We start from the raw sequence: 21,939 nt of genomic DNA on the forward strand, positions 1-21,939 counted from the left end.
AAGTAAGGGGGATGGGTTTAAGAATCATCTCAAACCCCGCATGATTCGCCGCAAGCCGAATCAGTGCGAGTGATTCGTTTTACGCCTGGAGGGACACATGGCCGCGAAAGATACCAACGAAGACACCAAGCGTGACGATGCAGATGGCGCACATTCGCTGGACATGAGCCAGACTGCGGTCAAGAAGATGATCGCGGAAGCGCGTGAAAAGGGCTATATCACTTACGACCAACTGAACACGGTTTTGCCGCCGGATCAGGTTTCCTCTGAACAGATCGAAGATGTCATGTCGATGCTGTCGGAAATGGGCATCAACATCATCGAAGATGAGGACGCCGAAGAGGAGGAGGCCAAGGGCTCCACCGAGATTGCGACCACCGACAGCGCCAAGGAAGTCGCCCTTTCGTCTGGCGGGACGGAGAAGCTGGACCGTACCGACGATCCCGTTCGCATGTACCTGCGCGAGATGGGCAGCGTCGAATTGCTGAGCCGCGAGGGCGAAATCGCCATCGCCAAGCGCATAGAGGCCGGCCGCAACACGATGATCGCGGGGCTGTGTGAAAGCCCGCTGACCTTCCAGGCGATCACCATCTGGCGCGACGAATTGTTGAGCGAAGACATCCTGTTGCGCGACGTTATTGATCTGGAAGCCACCTTCGGAAACCAGATGGGCGAGGATGAGGAAACCACACCCGTGGTCCCCGCAGGTGGCGTTGTTGAAGAGAAGTCCGAGGAATCCAAGCAGGAACTCGACGCGGACGGCAATCCGATCGCAACCGACGATGACGACGACGAAGACGATCAGGCGAACATGTCGCTTGCAGCGATGGAAGCCGCGCTAAAACCCCAGGTGCTTGAAGCGCTTGACCTGATTGCCGACGATTACGCCAAGCTGAGCGAGATGCAGGACAGCCGTATCTCTGCCACGCTGAACGAAGACGGCACCTTTTCCGACAAGCAGGAAGCCACCTATCAGAAGCTCCGGTCGGAAATTGTTTTGCTGGTCAACGAATTGCACCTGCACAACAACCGTATCGAAGCGTTGATTGACCAGCTTTACGGGATCAACCGCCGGATCATGCAGATCGATTCAGCGATGGTGAAACTGGCCGATCAGGCGCGCATTAATCGCAAGGAATTTGTCGACGCCTACCGGGGCTACGAACTCGATCCCGGCTGGATGGAACGGATGGCGGAAAAATCCGGTCGTGGCTGGCAGATGTTCATCGAACGCTCCACCGACAAGGTGGAAGAACTGCGCGCGGACATGGCGCAAGTCGGCCAATATGTTGGCCTTGATATCTCCGAATTCCGCCGCATCGTGCAGCAGGTCCAGAAGGGCGAAAAGGAAGCCCGTCAGGCCAAGAAGGAGATGGTCGAAGCCAACCTGCGCCTCGTGATTTCCATTGCCAAGAAGTACACGAACCGCGGCCTGCAATTCCTTGATCTTATTCAGGAAGGTAACATCGGCCTGATGAAGGCGGTCGACAAGTTCGAGTACCGTCGCGGCTACAAATTCTCCACCTATGCGACGTGGTGGATCCGTCAGGCGATTACCCGTTCCATCGCCGATCAGGCGCGCACGATCCGCATTCCGGTGCACATGATCGAAACGATCAACAAGCTTGTGCGCACGGGCCGTCAGATGCTGCACGAAATCGGTCGGGAACCCACGCCGGAGGAACTGGCAGAGAAGCTCCAGATGCCTTTGGAGAAGGTTCGCAAGGTGATGAAGATCGCCAAGGAACCGATCAGCCTTGAGACACCCATTGGCGACGAGGAAGACAGCCAGCTTGGTGATTTCATCGAGGACAAGAATGCCGTGCTGCCGTTGGACAGCGCCATTCAGGAAAACCTCAAGGAAACCACGACACGGGTCCTTGCATCGCTCACCCCGCGCGAGGAACGCGTGCTGCGCATGCGCTTTGGCATCGGGATGAACACCGACCACACGCTTGAGGAAGTCGGCCAGCAGTTCAGCGTGACACGCGAACGCATCCGTCAGATCGAAGCAAAGGCGTTGCGCAAGCTGAAGCACCCCAGCCGGTCACGCAAGCTGCGCTCCTTCCTCGATCAGTAGATCGTACCGATTTTTGGTCTTTGAAAACGCGGGCATCGATGTCCGCGTTTTTCATATGCATCGCCCTGATCGATAGGCCTGTGACGAATCTGTGATTTTGAACTGTCTTGCTTGCACCCTATCTTTTGTGGTGGGGACATATTCCTCCTGTGGGTAGGGAGTTTTTCAACATGCGACGTTTTGCATACGCCGCCGCTTTGGCGTTGGCCCTTTTCGGCACCACGGCAACCGCGCAACTTTTCACAGCTGAGAATTATCTGAAGGTCGTTCCCCTCAACGCTGCTGATTTCGAAGTGATCGAGGCACGCGGGGAGGGGCCGCGCGGCATTTGGTGCGCGGCGGCCGATTTTGGACTGAAGCGGCTGGGATTGCCCGGCACGCACCGCATTTACATCAAGACGCCGCGCGGGCCATCGGTAACGGTTGCAGGCCGCAAGGGTATCGTCTTCACCGCCGACGACCGCCGGTTGTCGCAGCCGCCCAGCACGTCCTACACGCTGAGTACCCGAACGGTGGGTCAGGGCCTCAGCCTCGCGCATGCCATTCAGTTTTGTGGCGACAACCGTATTGAACCCGATGATATTTTTCTTCGCAGGAAAGGAAGCTGATATGTTGCGATACTTAGGTTTTGTGGGTCTTGGGCTGGCGCTGGCGGCGCCGGTGTCCGCACAGACGTTCCGTGCCGAAAACGGCGTCAATGTCACCCCGGTTGCAGGCGGATTTGCCGTAGCTTCCGGAAACGGGTTCTGGGCACGCGGCATGTGGTGCGCTGCGGCGGATTATGCCCGCGATGTGCTGGGTGCGGGGGGAACGCAACGTCTGTATGTGGCGCAACCGCAGCCGCGTGGATCGCGCACGCCGGTCGTTTTTTCGCTTGATCCTGCGGGGCTTACGCCGTCACGTGTGACTATCCTTGGGGCGTCGATCCGCACTGCGGGCGCCAATCTTTCGGTTGATCACGCGCAGGGGTTCTGTGCGGACCACAAGCTGCTGAGTGGCCGCTGATGCGGAGGATCTTTATTGCATGCGCGCTCACAGCGTTGCCGTTGACGGCGCAGGCCGGAACCGCTGGTGAAGAAGACGCAATGGTCATCAACCGTCTCAACAGTACGGATTTTGAGGTCGTCGAGACGCGCAGCATGGGCGCCGCCGATTTCTGGTGCGGTGCTGCCACATTTGTTGAGCGACGGTCAGGACTATCGGAAACCACGCCGATCTACCTTAAACGGGCGCGGGGTCCCAGCGGCACTGTGCCGGGGCGCAATGGTGTTGTGTTTTCGACCAGCAATTCAGGTCTGCCAACATCTCAGGGCCGGATCAGTGTGTCAGTGGAACGGCCGGGAGACGTGCTGAAATCCGCGCAGGCGCGGCGGTTCTGCCGCGATGCATTCACCCGCGCCACGAAGTAGCACGGCAGTCTTGACGCTGGCAGGCAGGGCGGCAATCTGTGCGTCATGCAATGCGTATTCAAGATCCGCACGGATGGTCCGGGCCTCTATGAGGTGACGGATGAAGTCGCGCACTGGCTTGAAGCTGACCAGAATGGCCTCTTGACCCTTTTTCTGCGACACACCTCTGCCTCCCTGTTGATACAGGAGAATGCCGACCCGGATGTGCAGGCTGATCTGTCTGCCTTCTTCGACCGGCTGGTCCCGGACGCCGATGACCCGTCCATGGGGTATCTGCGCCACACGCTGGAAGGGCCGGACGACATGCCCGCCCACATCAAGGCCGCGATGCTGCCCATGACGCTTTCCATTCCGGTTTCACAGGGCAGCATGATGTTGGGACCGTGGCAGGGCATCTATCTGTTCGAGCATCGTACCGCACCCCACACCCGTCAGATCGCGGCACATTTCGCTGCCGATTGACACCGCTGCGTGGGGCCTTTGCAACAGGTGTGAACCCCAAGATGTAGTGCCGCAATTCCCCTCTACCCAAAACTTGGCTAAAGCCCTATACGGTTGGTAACGAGGGCGGGTTGCGCCCCTACTGAGGCGGATGAAAGAAGAAGGGGACTGCCGATGCGCTGCCCGTTTTGCGGAAATATTGACACCCAGGTGAAAGACAGCCGCCCGGCAGAGGATCACGTGTCCATCCGGCGCCGTCGCTTCTGTCCGGCTTGCGGTGGGCGGTTTACCACTTACGAAAGGGTGCAGTTGCGCGATCTGGTGGTGATCAAATCTTCCGGCAAGCGCGAAGATTTCGACCGCGACAAGCTCGAACGTTCCATCCGTATTTCCATGCAGAAACGCCCCATTGATCCCGAGCGTATTGATCAGATGATCAGCGGCATTGTGCGGCGGCTGGAAAGCATGGGCGAGACGGACATCAACTCCAAACAGATCGGTGAGATCGTGATGGAAGCGCTGGCGCGGATCGATACCGTGGCCTATGTACGCTTTGCCAGCGTTTACAAGAACTTCCAGGCTGCAGACGACTTTGACAAGTTCGTTCAGGAATTGCGCCCGGAAGGGTCCACAGAAGAAGAGTGAGCGACGCGCGCTTCATGTCTCTGGCCCTCAGTCTGGGGCGCAGGGGGCAGGGGCGCTGCTGGCCCAACCCGGCGGTAGGCTGCGTGATCGTGGCGGATGGACGGATCATCGGGCGCGGCTGGACCCAACCCGGCGGAAGACCCCATGCAGAGACGCAGGCGCTGGCACAGGCCGGTGAAGCGGCGCGGGGGGGCACCGCATTTGTCACATTGGAACCCTGTGCCCACCATGGACAGACACCGCCCTGTGCGCAGGCCTTGATCGACGCAGGCGTGGCCCGGGTCGTGGTGGCGATTGCAGACAGTGACCCGCGCGTGGACGGCGAAGGGCTGGCGATGCTGCGCACGGCGGGCGTTGCAGTCGATGTCGGGGAATGCGCGCCAGAGGCGCAGGCGGATCATGCGGGGTTTCTGACGCGGACAACGCTGGGGCGGCCGATGCTGACGCTGAAGCTGGCAAGTTCATTCGATGGGCGGATTGCAACGGGGACCGGGGAAAGCCAGTGGATCACCGGACCGGATGCGCGTCGCGCTGTGCACGCCATGCGCGCGCGCCATGATGCGGTGATGGTGGGCGGCGGCACCGCGCGCAAGGATGACCCCAGCCTGACAGTGCGCGACCTTGGCTTGGCGTATCAGCCCGTACGCGTCGTCGTATCGCGGCGGCTGGATCTGCCCCTGATGGGGCAATTGGCGCGCACGGCGTCCGAGGTGCCGCTGATCCTGTGCCATGGTCGCGACGCGGATGCTGAATTGTCGCGCACCTGGCATGATCTTGGTGCGACGTTGTTACCGTGCGAGGCAAAGGGCGGGCAATTGGACCCGGTCGATGTGATGCAGCAACTGGGCCGCCACGGCCTGACACGCGTTTTCTGTGAAGGCGGCGGCGCGCTTGCGGCATCGCTGATCGAAGCGGATCAGGTTGACCAATTGGTGGGCTTTACCGCAGGGGTGATCATCGGGGCCGAAGGTCTGCCGGGGATTGGGGCGATGGGCTTGTCGCATCTGCGGGACGCGCCCCGCTATGTTCTGCAATCAACCCGACGGATCGGTCCTGACACCCTGCATATTTGGGCGCGCACCTAGGGCCTGCGCCAGAGGTGCGCTTGAGAGGCGAAAAGACCCTGTAGCTTCGACAGCAGGCGGTTGCCACGGCCGGGTTGGGGGATGTCCCCCTGCGCCAGGCGTTCCACGATGATTTCGACCGGGCACGGCAGTCCGGTCAGCGGATCGCGGTAGCGCGGATAGTCGATCAATGTGGCGTGGACCAGACCTGCAAGCGTGGGTTCCGCCCTGCGGCGGGGTGGCACATCGCCCCGGTCATCGGTCAATCCCCAGCCCGCATAGAATGGCGCCCCCAGCGTCGTGACGGGGATGCCGCGCAAAAGCGCCTCGAACCCCAGCAATGATGTCATCGTCCAGACTGCATCAACATGATCCAGAAGCGCGACCGGATCGGCGTTTTCAAGGATCAGATCTGCTTGCGGGGATGCAGTGCCGCCATCGCGCAGACCGGCTTCAACATCAGGGTGCGGTTTGTAGATCAGGACCGCGTCAGGGTTGGCGGCGCGGGCTTCTGCCAGAAGGGCCGCGTTGGTGGTGATCCGGTCCGTGCCGGTGCGGATGGAAGCGTCATCCTCCACCTGACCGGGGACAAGGACGCGCGGGCCGCCCGGCAGCGCCGAAAGGTCCGGTACGTCAGCCGCCAGATTGTATTTGCTGAGCCCTGCCGCACGGATACGTTCGATCAGGCGTTCGGCACGGTCGTGCTGGTCGGGGCGCAGTTGCGCACGGGCGGTGATCAATTGCTCCAACCGGCTGGGGCGGCTGGGGTCATAGTAGATGCCCAGATCATCCGCGACCAAGGACAGCGGCGGGATCAGCCGGGCGCCAAGACCTCGAGAACGCAGGAAGCCGTCTTCTATGCGGGTGGCCCCCTTGTGTGCCTCCGTTGCCTTGCCCGCCCAGACCATGCGGGGTTTGTCTGTCTCCTGATCCGGTGCGTCCTGAAACACGACCGGTGTGACGCTGCCAAAGAACTGTTGCAACGGTTTGCGCTTCCACAGACGCATCTGCGATGCAACCCAGCCCTTGTGGTCCTCCCGCCATGTGCGTGTCATGGCGGCTAAGGCCTCAAGGGTGTCTTCCAGCGGACAAAGAATATCGCGGTAAGGGTCGTACCACTTGGGATAAAGGATCATCGCCGCGGCAAAGAGTTGCGCGCGCGTGAGGGTCCGCTGGCGGCGCTGGACCGGGAATTCGTCGGCAGTCAGGCCCCAACCTGCATAGAAGGGCTGGCCGAAGACGCGGGGTTTGTGGCCTGCGAAGATCGCCTCGAATCCCATCTGGGAGGACACGGTGTAGACACCCACAGCCCCTTCGAACAGCGCTTGCGGGCTGACGGGGGCGTCCAGAAGCGTGATGCGGTCATTCGTATCCTCGGGGCCAAAGTATCCCGGCCTGTAGCCTTGCGCCGTTTCGGGGTGTGATTTGATGATGACCGGACAGCCGGGATGTTCTTCCTGCGCGAACACCAGCATTTCCAGAAAGCGCCCGCGATCAGCACCAGAGGCGGTGACGGCGGCATCGCCCTTCGTCTGGTCGATCACCAGCACGTAGCCGGGCGCGGGGGCGGGGGTGGCCGTATCGAATGCGGTGTATTTGCTCAACTGGGCTTCTGCGATGCGGGCCATGGCACCGCGCGCGCGCGCCAGCAAGGCGCTGTCGTCCAGCGGGTGTGTGGCCAGCAGCACTTCAAGGTCGGAAGGCGCTGTGGGATCGAAATGCACGCCGCGATTGTCGATCAGCAAGCCCAGCGGCGGCTCCCCCTCACGGCCGGGATGCAAGGAACGCAAGAAGGCGTCTTCGACCCGCACCACGGGTGCTGCGTGTCTTTCGGCGACACCTTCGCCCCGGTGGGCGGTCGGTGAATTGCCCCAGACCGCCACCGCGTCGCCGTCGCCGGGCAGGCCTACGTGTACGGAATATCCGGCCAGGGCCAGGATGCGACGGATGCGGGTTTGGGTCAGGAAACCGCCGTTATAGACAAAAAGCCGCCGGTTCCTTTCAGAACCGGCGGCTTGTGGATCAGATGTATCAGGCCCGGACGCCATGCGGGGTTATTCGCTGCCGGTCAGCGACGTCAGGCTGGCGGCAGAACCGGCGGTTCCCGTAATGGCAGAGATAACCCGGGTCCACTGGGTGAAGGGGGCCTCTGTGACATAAAGGGTATCGCCGTCGCGGATCACGAAATCACGCGCCATAAACATGCCGTTGGGCTTGGTCAGATCCAGCACGTAGACCATGCGCTGTGCGCCTTGCAGGTCCGTGCGGCCCAGTACCTGTGCCGCAATCTCCGGGGCTTCGTTACGCAGGATGAACACGCCGGTCGGGTCGGCGGTAGACGGGTTCAGACCGCCCACCTGTGCGATGCCTTCGAGGGCGGAAAGGTTTTGTGATTCAAACGGGACCTGTGCCTGTCCGCCTGTCGCCCCGAGGGCGGTGAAAGACCGGCTGTCTTCCTCGATCAGGATACGGTCGCCCGCGCGCAGCGCGATATCGAGTTCGGGATGGTCATACAGGTCCTGAAACCAGATCTTGCCGCGATGAGAGCCGCGAATGACGGTAACTTGTGCAATCTCGGGCTCGATCGTGACGCCCCCTGCGCGGGCCAGCATCGCACCCAGCGTACGTGTGGGTCGTTCGATGGCATAGACACCCTGTGCGCCAACCGCGCCCACCAGCGACACGGTGGAGCCGTCACCGGCAGCGCGGCGCACCTCCACCTGTGGATCGGGGGTCTGTTCGCCCAGCTTGTTGGTGATGATGCGGCGGATTGCGTCCGGTGTGTTCCCCGCCGCCTTGATGCGCCCCGCATAGGGGATGAAGATGAAGCCGGAGCCATCTACCTGCACTTCGCTCAGCAGGGTCGCGGGCGCGCCTTCGACACCCAGCAACGGATCATCGACGTTCTCATAGACGGTAATGCCGAGCACGTCGCCGGGGCGGATCGTGTCAGACCCCAGCCGCGCGGCGTTCTTGAACCCGTCGGAAAAGCCAAGCGCGGGAACGACAGCGGTGGCGCGGGTGACGCGGTCATTGACGCTTATCACGAAGGCGTCGCCCTCTTTCTGGACGGAGCCTGCGTAGATCTGACGCTTGTTCGGTCCGACATGCGGTAAGCCGCAAGACGCGACAACGGCCACAGCCGCAAGGACGGCGGTGGGGCGCGCCCACCGTGTAAGAATGGATTTCACTGCCCGGTCTCCTCGACCTATGTAACTCTGCCTCGGGTGCGCCGGTGTTTTCCCGGCGTATTTTGCCAAAAGCTATCGCAGGATTTGAAAAAAATCCAGTTGGGCAGGGGGTTGGGGTCAGTGAACGACGGTCAACTGTTGCCTTGGGGCCGCGGTGCCGCGTTCCAGCGCTTGATAGGGATCGTCTGGGCTAAGCATCATGTCGACCACTTGCCGCATCAACTGGCGGCGTCCCCGCGCAGCATAGAAACCCCCGGGTATCTGCGATGTTTCAAGCAGATAGCGGCGGAAATCCTTGTAGGCGCGGTTGTCCGGCCGGGACGGGGTTGCAAAGAAGGTGGCAAGCGGCTGATCAGAGACGAATTCGGGCTTGGCATAGACGGCCCGGCCAAAGACCTTGAGCGGGATACCGCGCCACAACACCTGCTGGCCTGCAGTGGAATTGACGGTGACGGCGGTGCGGGCATCGTTCAATAGCTGCGCCAGTTTGCCCCCACGCACGTAATGCACGCGGTCGCCCACCCCATGTGCGCGGGCCATCCGCCGCAGCGCGCGGCGCAGCGGAACGCGACCATCTTCCAGCGGATGTGCTTTGATGACCAGGTGGTGATGGCGCGGCGCGCCTTCGGCAAAACCCTTGATAACGGTTTCCAGAAACGCTGTCATCGTCTCGAAGGGTGAGTGCATTTGAAATGCGCTGTCATGTTCAAGCTGAAGCAGTGCCAGATGATAGGGAAAACCGCTCATGCGGATGCGCAGGGTCGACAGCAGTCGGTCCGCCGCCAGCAGTGGCATCAGCAGCAGGCGCTTGATATAAAGCTGGAATTCCTTGGTCACCGGTAGACTGCGGTGGGGCCGGAAATTGCGATAGTCACCGTTTCTGAACATCACGAACCAATGGTAGAGCGCGCCGTAGAAGATGTGCTGGCGCATGTCGCCCCAATGGCCGGGTGGCAGGGGTGCTTCCATGTCGGAGTTGGCCAGCGCGGCCTGCATCTGTGCGATGCTCATGTCCATCAGCCTTGAATTGCCGTTGGAGCCGCCCCGCTCATAGGTCACCCAATAGGGGCGCATGTATCCTTCCTCGAACACGTGCACCTGGAGGCCGCGCGCGCGGGCCGCTGCAATCGCCTGGGCGTGGATCGGTCGGGTGTCCCCGTAAAGGACGATGTCTGTCGCGCCCTTGTCCGCAATCAACCTCGCAAAGGTTTCGGGCCATTCAGCCGTCGTGCCGCGATAGGGGATGTAGGTTGAAGGCTGGAACCAGAAGGCCCGGTCGCCCGCATTGAACCCCACACGCCAGACCTTGGTCCCGGCACGCGCCAGCATCCGGCCAAGACGGTGAAAGAAGGGTCCATGGGGTCCTTGCAGGAAAACAAAGACGCGATTTTCCGGGGCGGTGCTGGTCATCTCGGGTCCTTGATGCACGTTCCGACCGTAAGGTGCATCATAAAATGTAGGCAAGAATGAGGCGCGTCGTGCTCTTGTCTCGGCGTGGTTCCGCAGCTAGGTCCATTTCTGAGCCAGCAAGAAGGAGCCTTGGGGCATGTTTACGGGGATCATCACCGACGTCGGGCGGATTGCCGCACTGGAGCAGGAAGGCGATCTCCGGGCGCGTATCCAGACCGGCTATGATACGAGCGGCATTGACATGGGCGCTTCGATTGCCAGCGACGGCGTCTGCCTGACGGTCGTGGATCTGGGGCCTGACTGGTACGAAGTGCAGATCAGCGCGGAGACGGTCGCCAAGACCAACCTGAGCGATTGGTCCGTAGGAAAGCGGGTCAACCTTGAACGGGCGCTGAAGGTCGGTGACGAATTGGGCGGGCACATCGTATCGGGACATGTGGATGGCGTGGCCGAGGTGGTCGGCTTGACCGAAGAAGGGGACAGCACCCGTGTGACGCTGCGCGCGCCGGATGCGCTGGCGCGGTTCATCGCGCCCAAGGGGTCGATTGCGCTCAACGGGACGTCCCTGACGGTGAACGAAGTCGACGGCTGTGATTTTGGCATCAACTTCATCCCGCACACCAAGGAGGTCACCACGTGGGGGGATGTGGCCAAGGGCGACCGGGTCAACCTGGAGATCGACACGCTGGCCCGCTATGTCGCGCGGCTGGCAGAGATGTGCTGACCGCCCGCTTTGCGACGTGATGTAACAGGGGCCGTGTGCTGGCAAAGGCCGCGCCCTTGGGCTATGTCGGAGCCAGCGGCAAAGGGGACACTGCCATGAACTTTGAACAACCCGGACCGGTCGAAGCCGGTCTTGCGCAAGCGATCTCTCCGATTGAGGACATCATAGAGGATGCGCGGCAGGGCCGCATGTTCATCCTTGTCGATCACGAGGACCGCGAGAACGAGGGCGATCTGGTGATCCCCGCGCAGTTCGCGGATGCGGCGGCGATCAATTTCATGGCGACGCATGGGCGCGGATTGATTTGCCTGCCCCTGACGTCTGACCGGGTCGATCACCTAGGCCTGCCAATGATGGCGGTCAACAACTCCTCCCGGCACGAGACCGCCTTTACCGTGAGCATCGAAGCGCGTGAAGGCGTGAGCACCGGCATTTCAGCCGCCGACCGGGCGCTGACCGTGGGCGTGGCCATCAGCGAACAGGCGGGTGCGGCGGATATTGCGACGCCCGGACATGTCTTTCCGCTGCGCGCACGCGATGGGGGTGTGCTGGTGCGCGCAGGCCATACCGAAGCGGCGGTCGACATCAGCCGTCTTGCCGGGCTGCATCCTTCCGGTGTGATTTGCGAGATCATGAAAGACGACGGCACCATGGCGCGGTTGCCGGACCTGGTTGCATTCGCAAAACAGCATGAAATGAAGATCGGCACGATCAGTGATCTGATCAAATACCGCCAGCGGCATGACAATCTTCTGGTGGAACGCGACAGTCGCGCCGTGACTTCAGCCTATGGCGGCGACTGGCAGATGCGTATTTTCGCCGATCAGATCACCGGCACCGACCATGTCGTCCTCAGCAAGGGTAACATCACAACCGATGCGCCCGTGCTGGTGCGAACCCATGCCATCAATGCGTTGGAAGATATCCTTGGCCTTGGGCCCAGCCCGGCGGATGAATTGCCCCGTGCCATGCAGATCATCGCTGATGAAGGGCGCGGCGCGGTGGTGCTTTTCCGCGACCCCTTTCCCAAACTCCGGCTGGACGAGGAAGACGATGAAGGCCCGCGCACTGTCAAGAATACCGGGTTGGGCGCTCAGATCCTGTCGTCCCTGGGGTTGCACAAGCTGATCTTGCTGACCGACAACCCCGACACGCGGTATCTGGGCCTGGATGCCTACAAGCTGGAAATCGTGGCCACGCGGCCCATCACGACGGAGTAGTTCATGGCATCTGCCGAAGACCACACGATCCTGCCACGCCCGGCGTTTGATAAACCCGTCAAGGTGCTGATCGTGATATCACCCTATTACGCGGATATCGCAGAGGGGCTACTGACCGGTGCAAAGGCGGAGCTTGATGCAGCGGGGGTAACCTACGACGTGGTTGAAATGCCCGGCGCGCTGGAAATTCCCACGGCCATCGGCATCTCGGACCGGCGCAGCAATTTTGACGGCTACGTGGCGCTGGGTTGCGTGATCCGGGGCGAGACGACGCATTACGAAACCGTTTGCAACGACAGCTCCCGCGCGCTGCAGTTGTTGGGCTTGCAGGGTCTGTGCATCGGTAACGGCATCCTGACAGTGGAGAACAAAACGCAGGCCGACGTGCGCGCCGACCCGCAGGGTCAGAACAAGGGCGGCGGTGCCGCAGTCGCCGCCTTGCATCTGATCGCGCTCGCCCGTAAGTGGGCCGGAACAAGCAAGGGCATCGGCTTCAAGCCCTACGGCGAAGACACGCTGATGGCCGGTGACGCAGACGGAAACACGATCACATGACCACGTCCGCGCCGGGCCTGTCCGGCAACCAGAAGCGCAAGATGAAATCCGCCGCACGGCTATATGCCGTGCAGGCGCTGTTCCAGATGGAGCATTCATCGCAGACGGTCGATCAGGTGCGGCGCGAATTCCTCGACCATCGGTTCGGCGCGGCATATGACGGCGAGGAAATGCTGGATGGGGATGTGGCCCACTTCGCGCAGCTTCTTGAAACGGCTGTGAATTATCAGGCATCGATCGACCAAATGACGGATCGGGCACTGGTTGCCAAATGGCCCATCGCCCGGATTGATCCGACGCTGCGCGCACTTTTTCGCGCCGCCGGGGCAGAGTTTCGCGATGACGCCGTGCCTCCCAAAGTTGCCATCAGCGAATATGTGGACGTTGCGCGGGCGTTCTTTCCGGAAGGAAAGGAACCCAGTTTCGTGAATGCCGTGCTGGACCACATGGCACGCGAAGCGCGGCCCGAGGCGTTTTGAGGCAGTTTGATCGGCCTGCCCGCCGTGCTATAGTTATGCGGCAGGAGGATACACCATGCCAACAATCGTCCGCTTCTACATCAAGCACTGCCTTATCGGTTTCGGAATTTCCGCGGTCTTCATCGCGGGACTGCTGTATTACAACGTGGTAAACCTGTGGCACCTGATCAGCACGTCTGACATTGGCCTAATGGCACTGGTGGTTTTCTGGGTCCTGAACGGGATCGTCTTTGCCGGGGCGCAGATGGCCGTCGCCGTGATGCTGCTGGCGGATGAGGAAGAGGATGACGGCCCCCGTGGCGGCACCCCTGAAGCTCTACTGCCGATCCGGCAGGAGGCGAACGCCCCCCGTGGCCGCGCCCTGCGCTGATGCGCGGTGTAAGGCGCTGATTTCGGGAATGGTGTGACGGGACCGCACATGCCGGTCGGTTCTTATTCCCGAGGACCTGTATATACAGGTGGGCGCCAGGTAACCGGACCAGGGCCCGGACAGAGCCAGCTCCCTCGGATTTGCTTAAGGCCACTGGAATGTAACGTCTCACGAACAGGGCAGAACCCGCCACACCCTCTTATGTAGGGGGGCAGGGCAGGCTCGGCAATGGGGCAGATGCGAGAACTAACGCCGCGTGCCGAATTGTCACCCTGCGATATCCGCGCGCATGTCGCCCAGATGTGCGTCCCAGCCTTTGTCCAGCGCCAGCAGCAGGCCGAACGCCTCCGCCCCCTGTGGCAGCCCTTCGTGTTCCAGCGACAGTCGCGTGCCGCTTTCCAGGCTTTCGAGACGCCAGCGGACAACGCTTACGGCATCACCCATGGGTTTGATCGTAAAGGTATATTCAAGGTATTCGGGCGCACGGGCCGCGATCACCTTGCCCCAGATCAGCAGATCGCCGCTGTCCGTTCCGAACATCTCAAGGGGCTCTCCATCGGCCAGCGGTGTCTTGGGGGCATGAAACCAGGTGGCCAGCTTGTCCGGCTGGGTCAGATACGCCCAGACTGTTTCGCGCGGGGCGGCCAGCAGAATGGATTTGCGCAGCGTGGTATCGGCAGTCATGGCGTGTCCTTTTCAATGGTTTTCTTGAGGGTCGACAGGCGGTCGTCCCAGAATTGGTCGAAGAATTCGAGCCAGCTGAGCACCGGTGCAAATCCTGAGGGGTCAAGGCGGTTCACACGGGTCCGCCCGCGTGTCTCGACGGTGATCAGCCCACCATCGCTGAGTACGGTCAGGTGCTTTTTCACGGCCGCGCGGGTCATGTCGAACCGGGCGGAGACATCGGCGATTGTCATCTCCTGCGCACTAAGCATCCTGAGGATATCACGGCGGGTCGGGTCGGCGAGGGCGCGGAAGGTGTTTTGGCTGAGATCGGTCATGGGCCTGATTGTGATACTAAAGGGTATCATATTATGTGATACCATATGGTATTGCGTCAAGTATGTAGTTCAAACATCAAGAAAGAACTGCAACCTATTCAGATGTTGTGATAAATCCGTATTTTCGTAATTCTTCCTGCAAAAGAACATAGATTTCATCTGGCGGTGTCACCAGCGCGTGCTGCATCACAAGCGGGTCGATTCCCATGCGGTCAAGATAGACCATGACCTGCCCCTGTCCGCGCTGGATGTCCTCGACCGCGACAAAGGCAGGCAGCAGGGTGCTTTCGCCGAAATAGTGCTGGTGAACGCCGACCGATGCCCCATCAGGAATGTCGCGCGTGATGCCCGCAGCCAGCAGGTAGGGGCAGGCCGAATAACATATGTCGCCTGTGCGCATCGCTGTCGCGACCGCCCGTGCGCGCAGGTCACGGCCCAGCACCAAAGCGTCTTGAACGACACCGCCCGGTGAATTGAGGATGATGCGGTTTGCCTCCGGCGCAAGCGCATCGAGTTGTTTCATCATCCGCTCTGCGTCACCTTCGCCGATGGCACCTTCGATCAGCACTGCACCTGCGTCCAGTACCGTCAGGGTCAATCGATCCGGCAGCGGTGTGCTGGGCATCGGCTGCCCCGGTGCCGGGGCGCGGTCAGGGCGGTACCGGCGGGTTTGATCCCCGGGACGGATCGGTTCGGTCAGGGCGGGCGCGCGCGGCCCGAAGCCGGGCAGGCGCAGCCCGTCACGCAAATCCCCCCAGAACAGCATGAGCCCCAGACCCAGCTGGAAGATAAGGATGCCGGTCAGCACCCTTGCAATCGGGTTCTTGGGGGGTGGGACGGATGTCTCGGTCATGTGGATTTCAGCGGCGTGACGGGGCTGGGTTTCTCCGCCGGAGGCGATGAATCGTCTGATAGCGCGGCCGCCAGCGTCTCCATGTCGCGCATGGCGTGGAGGGCGGCGCGCAATTCTGCCAATGTCAGCGTGTCTTCGACCACAGCACCCTCGCGGCCCGACCTGATCGCGCTTTGGGTGATGGCAAGGATGAACACCAACACGGCGGGCAGCAGGTCAATGGCGATGGCACCGGCCCAGGACGGCACGAAATTGCGGGCATAAAGGATGACGGCGTCTGCGCTTGAAATCGGCGTATAGGTCGTGTCGGCAGGTGCGGGCAGCGCCATGACCGTCTGTGCGGCGCGTTCCAGGGTGGCGGCGCGCTGTGCCAGCACTTCAAGCACGGAGGTGATCGTGGCCCCCTGTGCGGTGCGGTTTTCGGCACTGTTGCCATCGAGTTCCGGCAGGACGACCGAGGCGGCAAGATCCTGTGCGGCACGTTCAACCAACGGGGCCACTGACAATTGACGCAGTTGTGCAATCAGCCCTGCAAGGCGCACCGCCTGTTCGGAGAATTCGACCGACCGCGCCTCAACCGGGCCGGGTTCCACGGTCAGCGCGCGCATCCGGCTCAGGATCTGGTTGCCTTCTGTGAAAGCGCTTTGGACCAGCGGGCTTTGCGTGGCAATCTGCGCCTCCAAACCGGCCAGTTCTTCGGATTTCTGACGCAACACGCGGAAAACGGCACCGCGTCCGGCAAGCCCTGACAGATTGCCGGTGGCCTCCTGTTCGCTGAGATCTTCAAAGCTTTGGCGCACCCGCGCCACGTCACGTTCAAGGCCCTGCGCGGACAAGGCTATTTCATGGGCCTGTTCCAGCGCGCCCTGATAGTCCTGCACGGTTTTCGCCAGATGCTGTTCGACTGCAGCGGACCCGGCAAGGGCAGCCGCGTTCAGCCAGCTGGACATGGCCACGATCGCCACCGATCCAAGCGCCATTGCGCCCAGTAATCCGGTGCGCGCCCGCGCGGTGCGCACGGCGGGAAACAGGCGCATCATGTAGGACCAGAACACAAAGATGCCCACCGACACCGCAACCGAATAGGCAATCGCCGCGAAGGCGGACATCGCCCCGTTTTCATCCAGCAGCGATGAGACACCAAGATAGGTATAGATGCCTGATGCGGTGGCAAGCACCCCCAACGCCGTGCCGGAGAACGTATCAAGCCAGCTCAGGTGGCCTTCCAATTCGCGCGCGTGGCGGACACCACGGGCGGTTGTCTCGTCTGTCATGGTAATCTTCCCTGCTGCAATCGTTGTTTTGAAATAGGGTGTTGCACATCGGATTGCCAATTCCGGTCGCAAGACTTGCCAATGTTCATGAAATGTTCATATGGTTGGGAATGGCCCACATCGACCTCACCGCACAGATCCGCGACCCGCAACCGGGACAACTGTTGGCGCGTGGTGTCTGTCGTCATCTGGCCAGTCACGGCTTCGCCTGTGTGGAAGAATTGGTGCCCGCGCGCGGCCTGCGCGTGGATGTCATGGCGCTGGGACCCAAGGGTGAAGTCTGGATCGTGGAATGCAAATCCAGCCGGGCCGATTTCACCTCGGACGCCAAGTGGCAGGGGTATCTGGAATGGGCCGACCGGTTTTTCTGGGCAGTGGATGCGGATTTTCCGACCGAACTGCTGCCCGATGACAGCGGTTTGATCATCGCGGATGCGTATGAGGGGGAGATCATCCGCATGGGCCCGGAGACACGGCTGGCGCCTGCGCGGCGCAAGGTGCTGGTGCAGAAGTTTGCCGTTCATGCCGCGCGCCGACTGCATCTGCTGCGCGATCCGGACATGCATAAGCCGCTGGATTAGCGTTTCGTGCCACCGACACGATTGGCCGCTGCCGTAATTTCTTCAGCGATTTCAAGGGCCTCTTCAGGGGTGAAGTCCATCGGGACCTCAATGCCATCGGCCTCGACGAAAAGGCGCACCATACCGGCATCGGTCGGGCCGATCTGCAGGTTGGCAGTAATGTCACGTTCGCTGTTGATGCCCATGGAAGCCTCCGTTTCGTACCGATACCGCTAGCGCGGCAGGGCTTGAAAGGCAAGCAAGCGCAGCGCACCATGGCGCATGGAAGGGATTGACCTCAAACGCTTTGGGCCCGACGACCGTGACTGGCTTGTCGCCCAGCACAGCGATCATTATGCCCGCGAAGAAGGGTTTGACGCGACATTCGGCGTGCTGGTCGCGCAGATCGCTGATGACTTTCTGTCCAACCACGATCCGGTGCGCGAAGCGGGCTGGATCGCGTGGCGCGGTGGCGTCCGGCTCGGCTCGATCTTTTGTGTCGGACTGGATCATACCACGGCCAAGCTGCGCCTGTTCTTGCTGGTGCCGGAGGCGCGCGGTACGGGGCTGGGCAAGCGGATGCTGGCCCACAACATGGCCTTCGCTCGGGACGCGGGATATCGGGCAATGCAGCTCTGGACCCACGAATCCCACAGTGCGGCGGGTGCGCTTTATGCGAGGACGGGCTGGACGTTGGGGGAAAGCCGCACGGTACAGTCCTTCGGCAGAACCAATGTGGAGCAGACCTGGCGGATCACGCTTTAGCTGCGGATCGGGGTCTTGCAATCTTTCAGTCGGGGCGATAAATCCGATCTCGTGCCGCCTTAGCTCAGTTGGTTAGAGCGCTTGATTGTGGATCAAGAGGTCCCTGGTTCGAGACCAGGAGGTGGTACCACCCCTTTTTTCGTCTGACCGGGTTGCGCGTTGCTGGCAGGCGTTGCGTGTGCGGAAGGACCTGTGCAGCGGGATTTATGGCCAAAAAGAGGGGCGAGGTCAGTCGATCTTGATCGTCTGTTTCAACGCACCTGTGAGGCGGTCATAAATCAGGATTTCATCGGTGTCCGTGACCACGGCAAACCAGTCATCCGCCTGGGTAAAGGCCCTGGCCGCTGCGCCATCGGGCAAGGTGATCTGGTCGGGCAGGGGAGGCGGGCTGCGTTGAAGCCGGGTGACAAGCAGTCCGACAACGACTAGAACGCCGCAAATCATCACGGTCGTCAGCACCGTCACCAAACGGCGCAGGAACCGCAGATTTACAGGCTCAATCGGATCATCCATGTCGCACCGTACCATCACTTTCACGCTGGCAGAGGCACCACCGCCCCGCCTTGATAAGGCGCTGGCCCGCGATGTGCCAGAGGCGGCGCAGTTGTCACGGTCACGGTTGGCAAAGCTGATTGCGCAGGGGGCCGTCACGGTCAACGATGCGGTGATCGAGGATGTGCGCCACAAGATTGCTGAAGGCGATCACGTGGCCATAACCGTGGAAGCCTCGGCCGAAAGCCACATCGGGGCGGAGGATATCCCCCTTGATGTGGTGTTTGAGGACGACGATTTGATTGTCATCAACAAACCTGTCGGCATGGTGGTGCATCCTGCGCCCGGCACCCCGTCGGGGACGTTGGTCAATGCACTTCTGTTCCATTGCGGGGATGACCTGTCCGGCGTGGGCGGGGTCAAACGGCCCGGTATCGTGCACCGGATAGACAAGGATACCAGCGGCCTGCTGGTGGTGGCGAAAACGGACGTGGCCCATCACGGGTTGGCCGCCCAGTTCGAGCGGCATTCGGTGGAACGGTATTACAAGGCGCTGGTCTATGGCGTGCCCGATGGCAGCGATCCCCGTCTGCGGGGGATCAAGGGTGCGTCTTTCGAGCCGGGCAATATCCTGAAGCTGACAACGCAACTGGCCCGACACCGCACCGATCGCCAGCGACAGGCGGTACTGTTTCAGGGCGGGCGGCATGCGGTAACGCGGGCCCGTCGTGTGAGTCGTTTCGGCACGCCACCGGTACTGGCCTTGATGGAATGCTGGCTAGAAACGGGCCGCACCCACCAGATCCGAGTGCACATGGCCCATGCAGGCCATGCTTTGGTGGGCGACCAGACCTATGGCGGCAAGCGCAAGTTGCCCCGAGACGCTTTGCCGGATGTAGCAGCGGAGGCGGTGCGCGCTTTTCCAAGGCAGGCGCTGCATGCTGCGGTTCTGGGATTTACCCACCCGGTTTCAGAGCAGCAGATGCGATTTGAAGCCCCATTGCCGGAAGACATGCAACAGTTGCTGGATATGCTTCCCGAAGCGCCCTGAAAGCTGTTTCAACCGGCGCACGGGTCTGTGAGCGCACGGGGCATTTACTTTTATTTCAGGCAACTTGGCGCAATACTGGACAAAACATACGGTCCGCCTTGAACCGGGCCGATATCGACCCCATATGAATGTTAAGGCTCTAAACATAGGGCATTCAGGGAAGGACATGGACATGGCAAATTACGCAAATCTGCCGGCACCCACCCCGGAAGGGGGGGTTGAACCGGTATATGCAGGAAATCCGCAAGTTTCCGCTGCTTGAGCCGGAAGAGGAATATATGCTCGCCAAGCGCTGGGTGGAGGAGCAGGACACCGAAGCCGCGCACAAGATGGTAACGTCGCACCTGCGTCTGGCTGCGAAGATCGCCATGGGCTATCGCGGCTATGGTCTGCCGCAGGCCGAGGTGATTTCCGAAGCGAATGTTGGCCTCATGCAGGCGGTCAAGCGGTTTGACCCCGAGAAGGGCTTTCGCCTTGCGACCTATGCGATGTGGTGGATCCGGGCGAGCATTCAGGAATATATCCTGCGCTCGTGGTCGCTGGTGAAGCTTGGCACGACGTCCGGTCAGAAAAAGCTGTTTTTCAACCTGCGCAAGGCCAAGAACAAGATCGGTGCATTGGAAGAAGGTGATCTGCGGCCTGAGAACGTCAAGACCATTGCCACCCAGTTGGGTGTGACCGAAGCGGAGGTCATATCCATGAACCGGCGCATGTCGGGGGGCGATGCCTCGCTCAATGCGCAGGTGGGATCGGACGGCGAAGGCACGATGCAGTGGCAGGACTGGCTGGAAGATGAAGACGCCGATCAGGCCGGCGATTATGCCGAACGGGATGAGCTTGAGACCCGCCGCGAAATGCTGGCGGAAGCGCTGGACGTGTTGAATGATCGGGAAAAGGATATCCTGACCCAGCGCCGACTGAGCGATGAGACGATCACGTTGGAAGACCTGTCCAGCCAATACGACGTCAGCCGCGAACGCATTCGCCAGATCGAAGTGCGGGCGTTTGAAAAGCTCCAGAAACGGATGCGCGAACTGGCAAAGGAAAAAGGGATGCTGGCCTCTGCCTGATCAGTTTGGCTTGACGAAAAACAGGGCCTGCCCGCATGATCGGGCAGGCTTTTTCATTGGAGGATGGGGATATGGCCGGAGGATGGGCGAAGGACGGTGCGGTCTCGGAACAGATCGAAGCATCGATCAACGACGAACTGGCGCGCCTGAAATCACGGCGCGCGCCTGTTGGGGAAAGCCTGACCCACTGCGCCGAATGCGAGGAACCCATCCCCCAGGCACGGCGCGAGGCACTGCCGGGGGTGAAGCTGTGCATTGATTGCGTGGCGGAGCGCGACGCGCAGTTCAAGGCGCGGGGCGGGATCAACCGTCGGGGCTCAAAGGACAGTCAGTTGAAGTAAACGTCGGTGACCGCCAGCTTGTCGAGCCATTCGGGGGGAATGCCGTTTTCCCCACCAAGGCCGTGCAACGCACCAAGAATAGCCCCCAACAACATCGCACGTCCGCAATTGTCGCCACCGGCGTAGATGTTGTTGCGCACCGCCATGCGGAACGATGGGGTTTTGGACAGGTTGTGCGTCACGCTGGGCACGCCATAGCTGAGGTCACACGCCATGCCGAAGTGCTTGGTGGCTGCGTTCGTGTCCTGATCCGTCATCGCCAGAGCCTCATTAAGCCGGGACAGGGCCTCTCCTTCGGCAACGGCGCGGCCAGCGTCGATCACATCCTTGATGTCATCCGCATAAAGCGCCGCCGCCAACATATGCGCGCAGATCCTGCCATAGGCGCGGGCCTCAGGATGGTCGCTGGTGGCGCGGACCGCGTCGTCTACCGTGGCGTCAAAGGCGTCACCGCTGATCTTGTGCGCCCAAAGCGCGGGGATCAGACCGGGCAGCTTTGCGATGGCTGGCATTTGCACATCGACTGCCCCCCGCGTCTCGGCCAGCTTGTCATCTTCTGCCTGACCGTAGTTATCAAGACTGCCTCGTGTGGCATGGTCGATATAGCCCACATAGGTCCCGCCATAGCCGAAATGTGCACAAAAGGCGGTAATGTAGGTCCGCAGATCGAACACACCGTCGTTTTGCGCCAACGCCCGCTGCATGACGATCAACTGTTCGCCATATTGCGATTGCTGACCGACATTGCGGTCAGGATGGGCGAAATAGGCGGGCACGCCGTCATAATTCTCTGCCCGTGGCGGTGTGAATTCAGGCGCGTCGGGCACCATCTTGCGAATATGATCCTGATCGTAAATCCAGTGCAACCCCATGGTCGCAGCATCCGCCACCAGGGCACCCAGCACCATATTTTTGCTGCGGTTTTCAACGTCATTGGCCATGGG

26 protein-coding genes, 1 tRNA gene, 1 other RNA gene and 1 pseudogene are annotated in these 21,939 nt (G+C 61.2%); 18 read left to right on the plus strand and 11 right to left on the minus strand.

All coding sequences use genetic code 11. The features are described 5' to 3' along the window. Positions 1–97: 97 nt before the first annotated feature. The 7 genes from rpoD (at position 98) to ribD (ending at position 5,660) form a co-directional block, all read left to right on the plus strand. The gene (rpoD, locus tag AB4X18_RS15025; RefSeq protein ID WP_432816759.1) at positions 98–2,080 is read left to right on the plus strand and encodes an RNA polymerase sigma factor RpoD; all 1,983 of its coding nucleotides are present in this window, start codon (positions 98–100) and stop codon (positions 2,078–2,080) included. 170 nt (positions 2,081–2,250) lie between these two features. Beyond that, on the plus strand, positions 2,251–2,688 hold the full coding sequence (locus AB4X18_RS15030; protein ID WP_370400859.1) for a hypothetical protein: 438 nt from the start codon (positions 2,251–2,253) through the stop codon (positions 2,686–2,688). 1 nt (position 2,689) lies between these two features. Then, positions 2,690–3,085: a hypothetical protein gene (locus AB4X18_RS15035; RefSeq protein WP_370400860.1), complete on the plus strand. Its 396-nt coding sequence runs from the start codon at positions 2,690–2,692 to the stop codon at positions 3,083–3,085. After that, a complete protein-coding gene (locus AB4X18_RS15040) occupies positions 3,085–3,489 on the plus strand; it encodes a hypothetical protein (protein ID WP_370400861.1) in 405 nt (134 codons plus the stop codon). The genes AB4X18_RS15035 and AB4X18_RS15040 overlap by 1 nt, the downstream gene beginning before the upstream one ends. A 45-nt stretch (positions 3,490–3,534) precedes the next feature. Further along, positions 3,535–3,951, plus strand: a complete 417-nt coding sequence (locus AB4X18_RS15045) for a secondary thiamine-phosphate synthase enzyme YjbQ (protein WP_370400862.1) — start codon at positions 3,535–3,537, stop codon at positions 3,949–3,951. 153 nt (positions 3,952–4,104) lie between these two features. Further along, on the plus strand, positions 4,105–4,575 hold the full coding sequence (gene nrdR / locus AB4X18_RS15050; RefSeq protein ID WP_370400863.1) for a transcriptional regulator NrdR: 471 nt from the start codon (positions 4,105–4,107) through the stop codon (positions 4,573–4,575). 14 nt (positions 4,576–4,589) lie between these two features. Beyond that, on the plus strand, positions 4,590–5,660 hold the full coding sequence (gene ribD, locus AB4X18_RS15055) for a bifunctional diaminohydroxyphosphoribosylaminopyrimidine deaminase/5-amino-6-(5-phosphoribosylamino)uracil reductase RibD (protein ID WP_432817426.1): 1,071 nt from the start codon (positions 4,590–4,592) through the stop codon (positions 5,658–5,660). On the opposite strand, the gene AB4X18_RS15060 is transcribed toward ribD, so the two are convergent. The 3 genes from AB4X18_RS15060 to AB4X18_RS15070 all read right to left on the minus strand — a co-directional run bounded on the left by AB4X18_RS15060 (position 5,657) and on the right by AB4X18_RS15070 (position 10,240). Continuing rightward, positions 5,657–7,687 (minus strand): capsular polysaccharide biosynthesis protein, encoded by a 2,031-nt coding sequence (locus AB4X18_RS15060; RefSeq protein ID WP_370400864.1) that lies wholly within the window; start codon positions 7,685–7,687, stop codon positions 5,657–5,659. The two genes, ribD and AB4X18_RS15060, sit on opposite strands and share 4 nt — an antisense overlap. Positions 7,688–7,693: 6 nt before the next feature. Next, the gene (locus AB4X18_RS15065; RefSeq protein ID WP_370400865.1) at positions 7,694–8,830 is read right to left on the minus strand and encodes a polysaccharide biosynthesis/export family protein; all 1,137 of its coding nucleotides are present in this window, start codon (positions 8,828–8,830) and stop codon (positions 7,694–7,696) included. A 117-nt stretch (positions 8,831–8,947) separates the two neighbouring features. After that, positions 8,948–10,240, minus strand: a complete 1,293-nt coding sequence (locus tag AB4X18_RS15070; RefSeq protein WP_370400866.1) for a capsule biosynthesis protein — start codon at positions 10,238–10,240, stop codon at positions 8,948–8,950. A gap of 136 nt (positions 10,241–10,376) precedes the next feature. On the opposite strand from AB4X18_RS15070, the gene AB4X18_RS15075 reads away from it, so the two are divergent. The 5 genes from AB4X18_RS15075 to AB4X18_RS15095 all read left to right on the plus strand — a co-directional run bounded on the left by AB4X18_RS15075 (position 10,377) and on the right by AB4X18_RS15095 (position 13,588). Continuing rightward, positions 10,377–10,964 carry a riboflavin synthase gene (locus AB4X18_RS15075; RefSeq protein ID WP_370400867.1) on the plus strand — a complete coding sequence of 196 codons (588 nt, stop codon included), beginning with the start codon at positions 10,377–10,379 and terminating at the stop codon, positions 10,962–10,964. 95 nt (positions 10,965–11,059) lie between these two features. Further along, the gene (gene ribB, locus AB4X18_RS15080; protein ID WP_370400868.1) at positions 11,060–12,184 is read left to right on the plus strand and encodes a 3,4-dihydroxy-2-butanone-4-phosphate synthase; all 1,125 of its coding nucleotides are present in this window, start codon (positions 11,060–11,062) and stop codon (positions 12,182–12,184) included. A 3-nt stretch (positions 12,185–12,187) separates the two neighbouring features. After that, entirely contained in the window at positions 12,188–12,739 is a 552-nt protein-coding gene (locus tag AB4X18_RS15085) for a 6,7-dimethyl-8-ribityllumazine synthase (RefSeq protein ID WP_370400869.1), read from the plus strand. Next, a complete protein-coding gene (nusB, locus tag AB4X18_RS15090) occupies positions 12,736–13,218 on the plus strand; it encodes a transcription antitermination factor NusB (RefSeq protein WP_370400870.1) in 483 nt (160 codons plus the stop codon). Before AB4X18_RS15085 ends, nusB begins: the two co-directional genes overlap by 4 nt. 55 nt (positions 13,219–13,273) lie before the next feature. Then, a complete protein-coding gene (locus tag AB4X18_RS15095; protein ID WP_432816760.1) occupies positions 13,274–13,588 on the plus strand; it encodes a hypothetical protein in 315 nt (104 codons plus the stop codon). Positions 13,589–13,623: 35 nt separating this feature from the next. Here AB4X18_RS15095 and ssrS read toward each other — a convergent pair. The 5 genes from ssrS to AB4X18_RS15120 form a co-directional block, all read right to left on the minus strand. Beyond that, positions 13,624–13,777, minus strand: a non-coding RNA gene (ssrS, locus tag AB4X18_RS15100) — 6S RNA. 78 nt (positions 13,778–13,855) lie between these two features. Next, positions 13,856–14,272, minus strand: coding sequence for an SRPBCC family protein (locus AB4X18_RS15105; RefSeq protein WP_370400872.1), 417 nt, complete (start codon positions 14,270–14,272; stop codon positions 13,856–13,858). Continuing rightward, the gene (locus tag AB4X18_RS15110) at positions 14,269–14,589 is read right to left on the minus strand and encodes an ArsR/SmtB family transcription factor (RefSeq protein ID WP_370400873.1); all 321 of its coding nucleotides are present in this window, start codon (positions 14,587–14,589) and stop codon (positions 14,269–14,271) included. The genes AB4X18_RS15105 and AB4X18_RS15110 overlap by 4 nt, the downstream gene beginning before the upstream one ends. 94 nt (positions 14,590–14,683) lie before the next feature. Further along, entirely contained in the window at positions 14,684–15,442 is a 759-nt protein-coding gene (locus tag AB4X18_RS15115; protein ID WP_432816761.1) for a hypothetical protein, read from the minus strand. After that, positions 15,439–16,716 (minus strand): hypothetical protein, encoded by a 1,278-nt coding sequence (locus AB4X18_RS15120; protein ID WP_370400874.1) that lies wholly within the window; start codon positions 16,714–16,716, stop codon positions 15,439–15,441. The genes AB4X18_RS15115 and AB4X18_RS15120 overlap by 4 nt, the downstream gene beginning before the upstream one ends. A gap of 92 nt (positions 16,717–16,808) precedes the next feature. Here AB4X18_RS15120 and AB4X18_RS15125 point away from each other — a divergent pair, with 92 nt between their 5' ends. Further along, positions 16,809–17,297, plus strand: a complete 489-nt coding sequence (locus AB4X18_RS15125; protein WP_432816762.1) for an MmcB family DNA repair protein — start codon at positions 16,809–16,811, stop codon at positions 17,295–17,297. Here the strand turns inward: AB4X18_RS15125 and AB4X18_RS15130 are convergent. Continuing rightward, positions 17,294–17,482: a DUF6324 family protein gene (locus tag AB4X18_RS15130; protein ID WP_370400876.1), complete on the minus strand. Its 189-nt coding sequence runs from the start codon at positions 17,480–17,482 to the stop codon at positions 17,294–17,296. The genes AB4X18_RS15125 and AB4X18_RS15130 overlap by 4 nt on opposite strands. 76 nt (positions 17,483–17,558) lie before the next feature. Here AB4X18_RS15130 and AB4X18_RS15135 point away from each other — a divergent pair, with 76 nt between their 5' ends. Next, positions 17,559–18,041 (plus strand): GNAT family N-acetyltransferase, encoded by a 483-nt coding sequence (locus AB4X18_RS15135; protein WP_370400877.1) that lies wholly within the window; start codon positions 17,559–17,561, stop codon positions 18,039–18,041. 53 nt (positions 18,042–18,094) lie between these two features. Next, positions 18,095–18,171: transfer RNA gene (locus tag AB4X18_RS15140), tRNA-His, on the plus strand. A 98-nt stretch (positions 18,172–18,269) separates the two neighbouring features. Here the strand turns inward: AB4X18_RS15140 and AB4X18_RS15145 are convergent. Further along, entirely contained in the window at positions 18,270–18,554 is a 285-nt protein-coding gene (locus AB4X18_RS15145; protein ID WP_370400878.1) for a DUF6476 family protein, read from the minus strand. Here AB4X18_RS15145 and AB4X18_RS15150 point away from each other — a divergent pair. The 3 genes and pseudogenes from AB4X18_RS15150 to AB4X18_RS15160 all read left to right on the plus strand — a co-directional run bounded on the left by AB4X18_RS15150 (position 18,553) and on the right by AB4X18_RS15160 (position 20,995). Continuing rightward, positions 18,553–19,584 carry an RluA family pseudouridine synthase gene (locus AB4X18_RS15150; RefSeq protein WP_370400879.1) on the plus strand — a complete coding sequence of 344 codons (1,032 nt, stop codon included), beginning with the start codon at positions 18,553–18,555 and terminating at the stop codon, positions 19,582–19,584. The two genes, AB4X18_RS15145 and AB4X18_RS15150, sit on opposite strands and share 2 nt — an antisense overlap. A gap of 172 nt (positions 19,585–19,756) precedes the next feature. Beyond that, a pseudogene (rpoH, locus tag AB4X18_RS15155) lies at positions 19,757–20,654 on the plus strand (RNA polymerase sigma factor RpoH). A 71-nt stretch (positions 20,655–20,725) separates the two neighbouring features. Beyond that, complete coding sequence (locus AB4X18_RS15160) at positions 20,726–20,995, plus strand: DksA/TraR family C4-type zinc finger protein (RefSeq protein ID WP_370402642.1); 270 nt, start codon at positions 20,726–20,728, stop codon at positions 20,993–20,995. Here the strand turns inward: AB4X18_RS15160 and AB4X18_RS15165 are convergent. After that, on the minus strand, positions 20,983–21,936 hold the full coding sequence (locus AB4X18_RS15165) for an ADP-ribosylglycohydrolase family protein (RefSeq protein WP_370400880.1): 954 nt from the start codon (positions 21,934–21,936) through the stop codon (positions 20,983–20,985). The two genes, AB4X18_RS15160 and AB4X18_RS15165, sit on opposite strands and share 13 nt — an antisense overlap. Between the last annotated feature and the right edge of the window lie 3 nt (positions 21,937–21,939).

Source organism: Sulfitobacter rhodophyticola (assembly GCF_041281685.2).
Lineage (GTDB): Bacteria > Pseudomonadota > Alphaproteobacteria > Rhodobacterales > Rhodobacteraceae > Sulfitobacter.

What these genes read in the sequence shown, in the direction of transcription:
- rpoD (WP_432816759.1), top strand. Translation starts at nt 98, where the DNA reads ATGGCCGCGAAAGATACCAACGAAGACACCAAGCGTGACGATGCAGAT.
- AB4X18_RS15030 (WP_370400859.1), top strand. Translation starts at nt 2,251, where the DNA reads ATGCGACGTTTTGCATACGCCGCCGCTTTGGCGTTGGCCCTTTTCGGC.
- AB4X18_RS15035 (WP_370400860.1), top strand. Translation starts at nt 2,690, where the DNA reads ATGTTGCGATACTTAGGTTTTGTGGGTCTTGGGCTGGCGCTGGCGGCG.
- AB4X18_RS15040 (WP_370400861.1), top strand. Translation starts at nt 3,085, where the DNA reads ATGCGGAGGATCTTTATTGCATGCGCGCTCACAGCGTTGCCGTTGACG.
- AB4X18_RS15045 (WP_370400862.1), top strand. Translation starts at nt 3,535, where the DNA reads ATGCAATGCGTATTCAAGATCCGCACGGATGGTCCGGGCCTCTATGAG.
- nrdR (WP_370400863.1), top strand. Translation starts at nt 4,105, where the DNA reads ATGCGCTGCCCGTTTTGCGGAAATATTGACACCCAGGTGAAAGACAGC.
- ribD (WP_432817426.1), top strand. Translation starts at nt 4,590, where the DNA reads ATGTCTCTGGCCCTCAGTCTGGGGCGCAGGGGGCAGGGGCGCTGCTGG.
- AB4X18_RS15060 (WP_370400864.1), bottom strand. Translation starts at nt 7,687, where the DNA reads ATGGCGTCCGGGCCTGATACATCTGATCCACAAGCCGCCGGTTCTGAA.
- AB4X18_RS15070 (WP_370400866.1), bottom strand. Translation starts at nt 10,240, where the DNA reads ATGACCAGCACCGCCCCGGAAAATCGCGTCTTTGTTTTCCTGCAAGGA.
- AB4X18_RS15075 (WP_370400867.1), top strand. Translation starts at nt 10,377, where the DNA reads ATGTTTACGGGGATCATCACCGACGTCGGGCGGATTGCCGCACTGGAG.
- ribB (WP_370400868.1), top strand. Translation starts at nt 11,060, where the DNA reads ATGAACTTTGAACAACCCGGACCGGTCGAAGCCGGTCTTGCGCAAGCG.
- AB4X18_RS15085 (WP_370400869.1), top strand. Translation starts at nt 12,188, where the DNA reads ATGGCATCTGCCGAAGACCACACGATCCTGCCACGCCCGGCGTTTGAT.
- nusB (WP_370400870.1), top strand. Translation starts at nt 12,736, where the DNA reads ATGACCACGTCCGCGCCGGGCCTGTCCGGCAACCAGAAGCGCAAGATG.
- AB4X18_RS15095 (WP_432816760.1), top strand. Translation starts at nt 13,274, where the DNA reads ATGCCAACAATCGTCCGCTTCTACATCAAGCACTGCCTTATCGGTTTC.
- AB4X18_RS15105 (WP_370400872.1), bottom strand. Translation starts at nt 14,272, where the DNA reads ATGACTGCCGATACCACGCTGCGCAAATCCATTCTGCTGGCCGCCCCG.
- AB4X18_RS15110 (WP_370400873.1), bottom strand. Translation starts at nt 14,589, where the DNA reads ATGACCGATCTCAGCCAAAACACCTTCCGCGCCCTCGCCGACCCGACC.
- AB4X18_RS15115 (WP_432816761.1), bottom strand. Translation starts at nt 15,442, where the DNA reads ATGACCGAGACATCCGTCCCACCCCCCAAGAACCCGATTGCAAGGGTG.
- AB4X18_RS15120 (WP_370400874.1), bottom strand. Translation starts at nt 16,716, where the DNA reads ATGACAGACGAGACAACCGCCCGTGGTGTCCGCCACGCGCGCGAATTG.
- AB4X18_RS15125 (WP_432816762.1), top strand. Translation starts at nt 16,809, where the DNA reads ATGTTCATATGGTTGGGAATGGCCCACATCGACCTCACCGCACAGATC.
- AB4X18_RS15130 (WP_370400876.1), bottom strand. Translation starts at nt 17,482, where the DNA reads ATGGGCATCAACAGCGAACGTGACATTACTGCCAACCTGCAGATCGGC.
- AB4X18_RS15135 (WP_370400877.1), top strand. Translation starts at nt 17,559, where the DNA reads ATGGAAGGGATTGACCTCAAACGCTTTGGGCCCGACGACCGTGACTGG.
- AB4X18_RS15150 (WP_370400879.1), top strand. Translation starts at nt 18,553, where the DNA reads ATGTCGCACCGTACCATCACTTTCACGCTGGCAGAGGCACCACCGCCC.
- AB4X18_RS15145 (WP_370400878.1), bottom strand. Translation starts at nt 18,554, where the DNA reads ATGGATGATCCGATTGAGCCTGTAAATCTGCGGTTCCTGCGCCGTTTG.
- AB4X18_RS15160 (WP_370402642.1), top strand. Translation starts at nt 20,726, where the DNA reads ATGGCCGGAGGATGGGCGAAGGACGGTGCGGTCTCGGAACAGATCGAA.
- AB4X18_RS15165 (WP_370400880.1), bottom strand. Translation starts at nt 21,936, where the DNA reads ATGGCCAATGACGTTGAAAACCGCAGCAAAAATATGGTGCTGGGTGCC.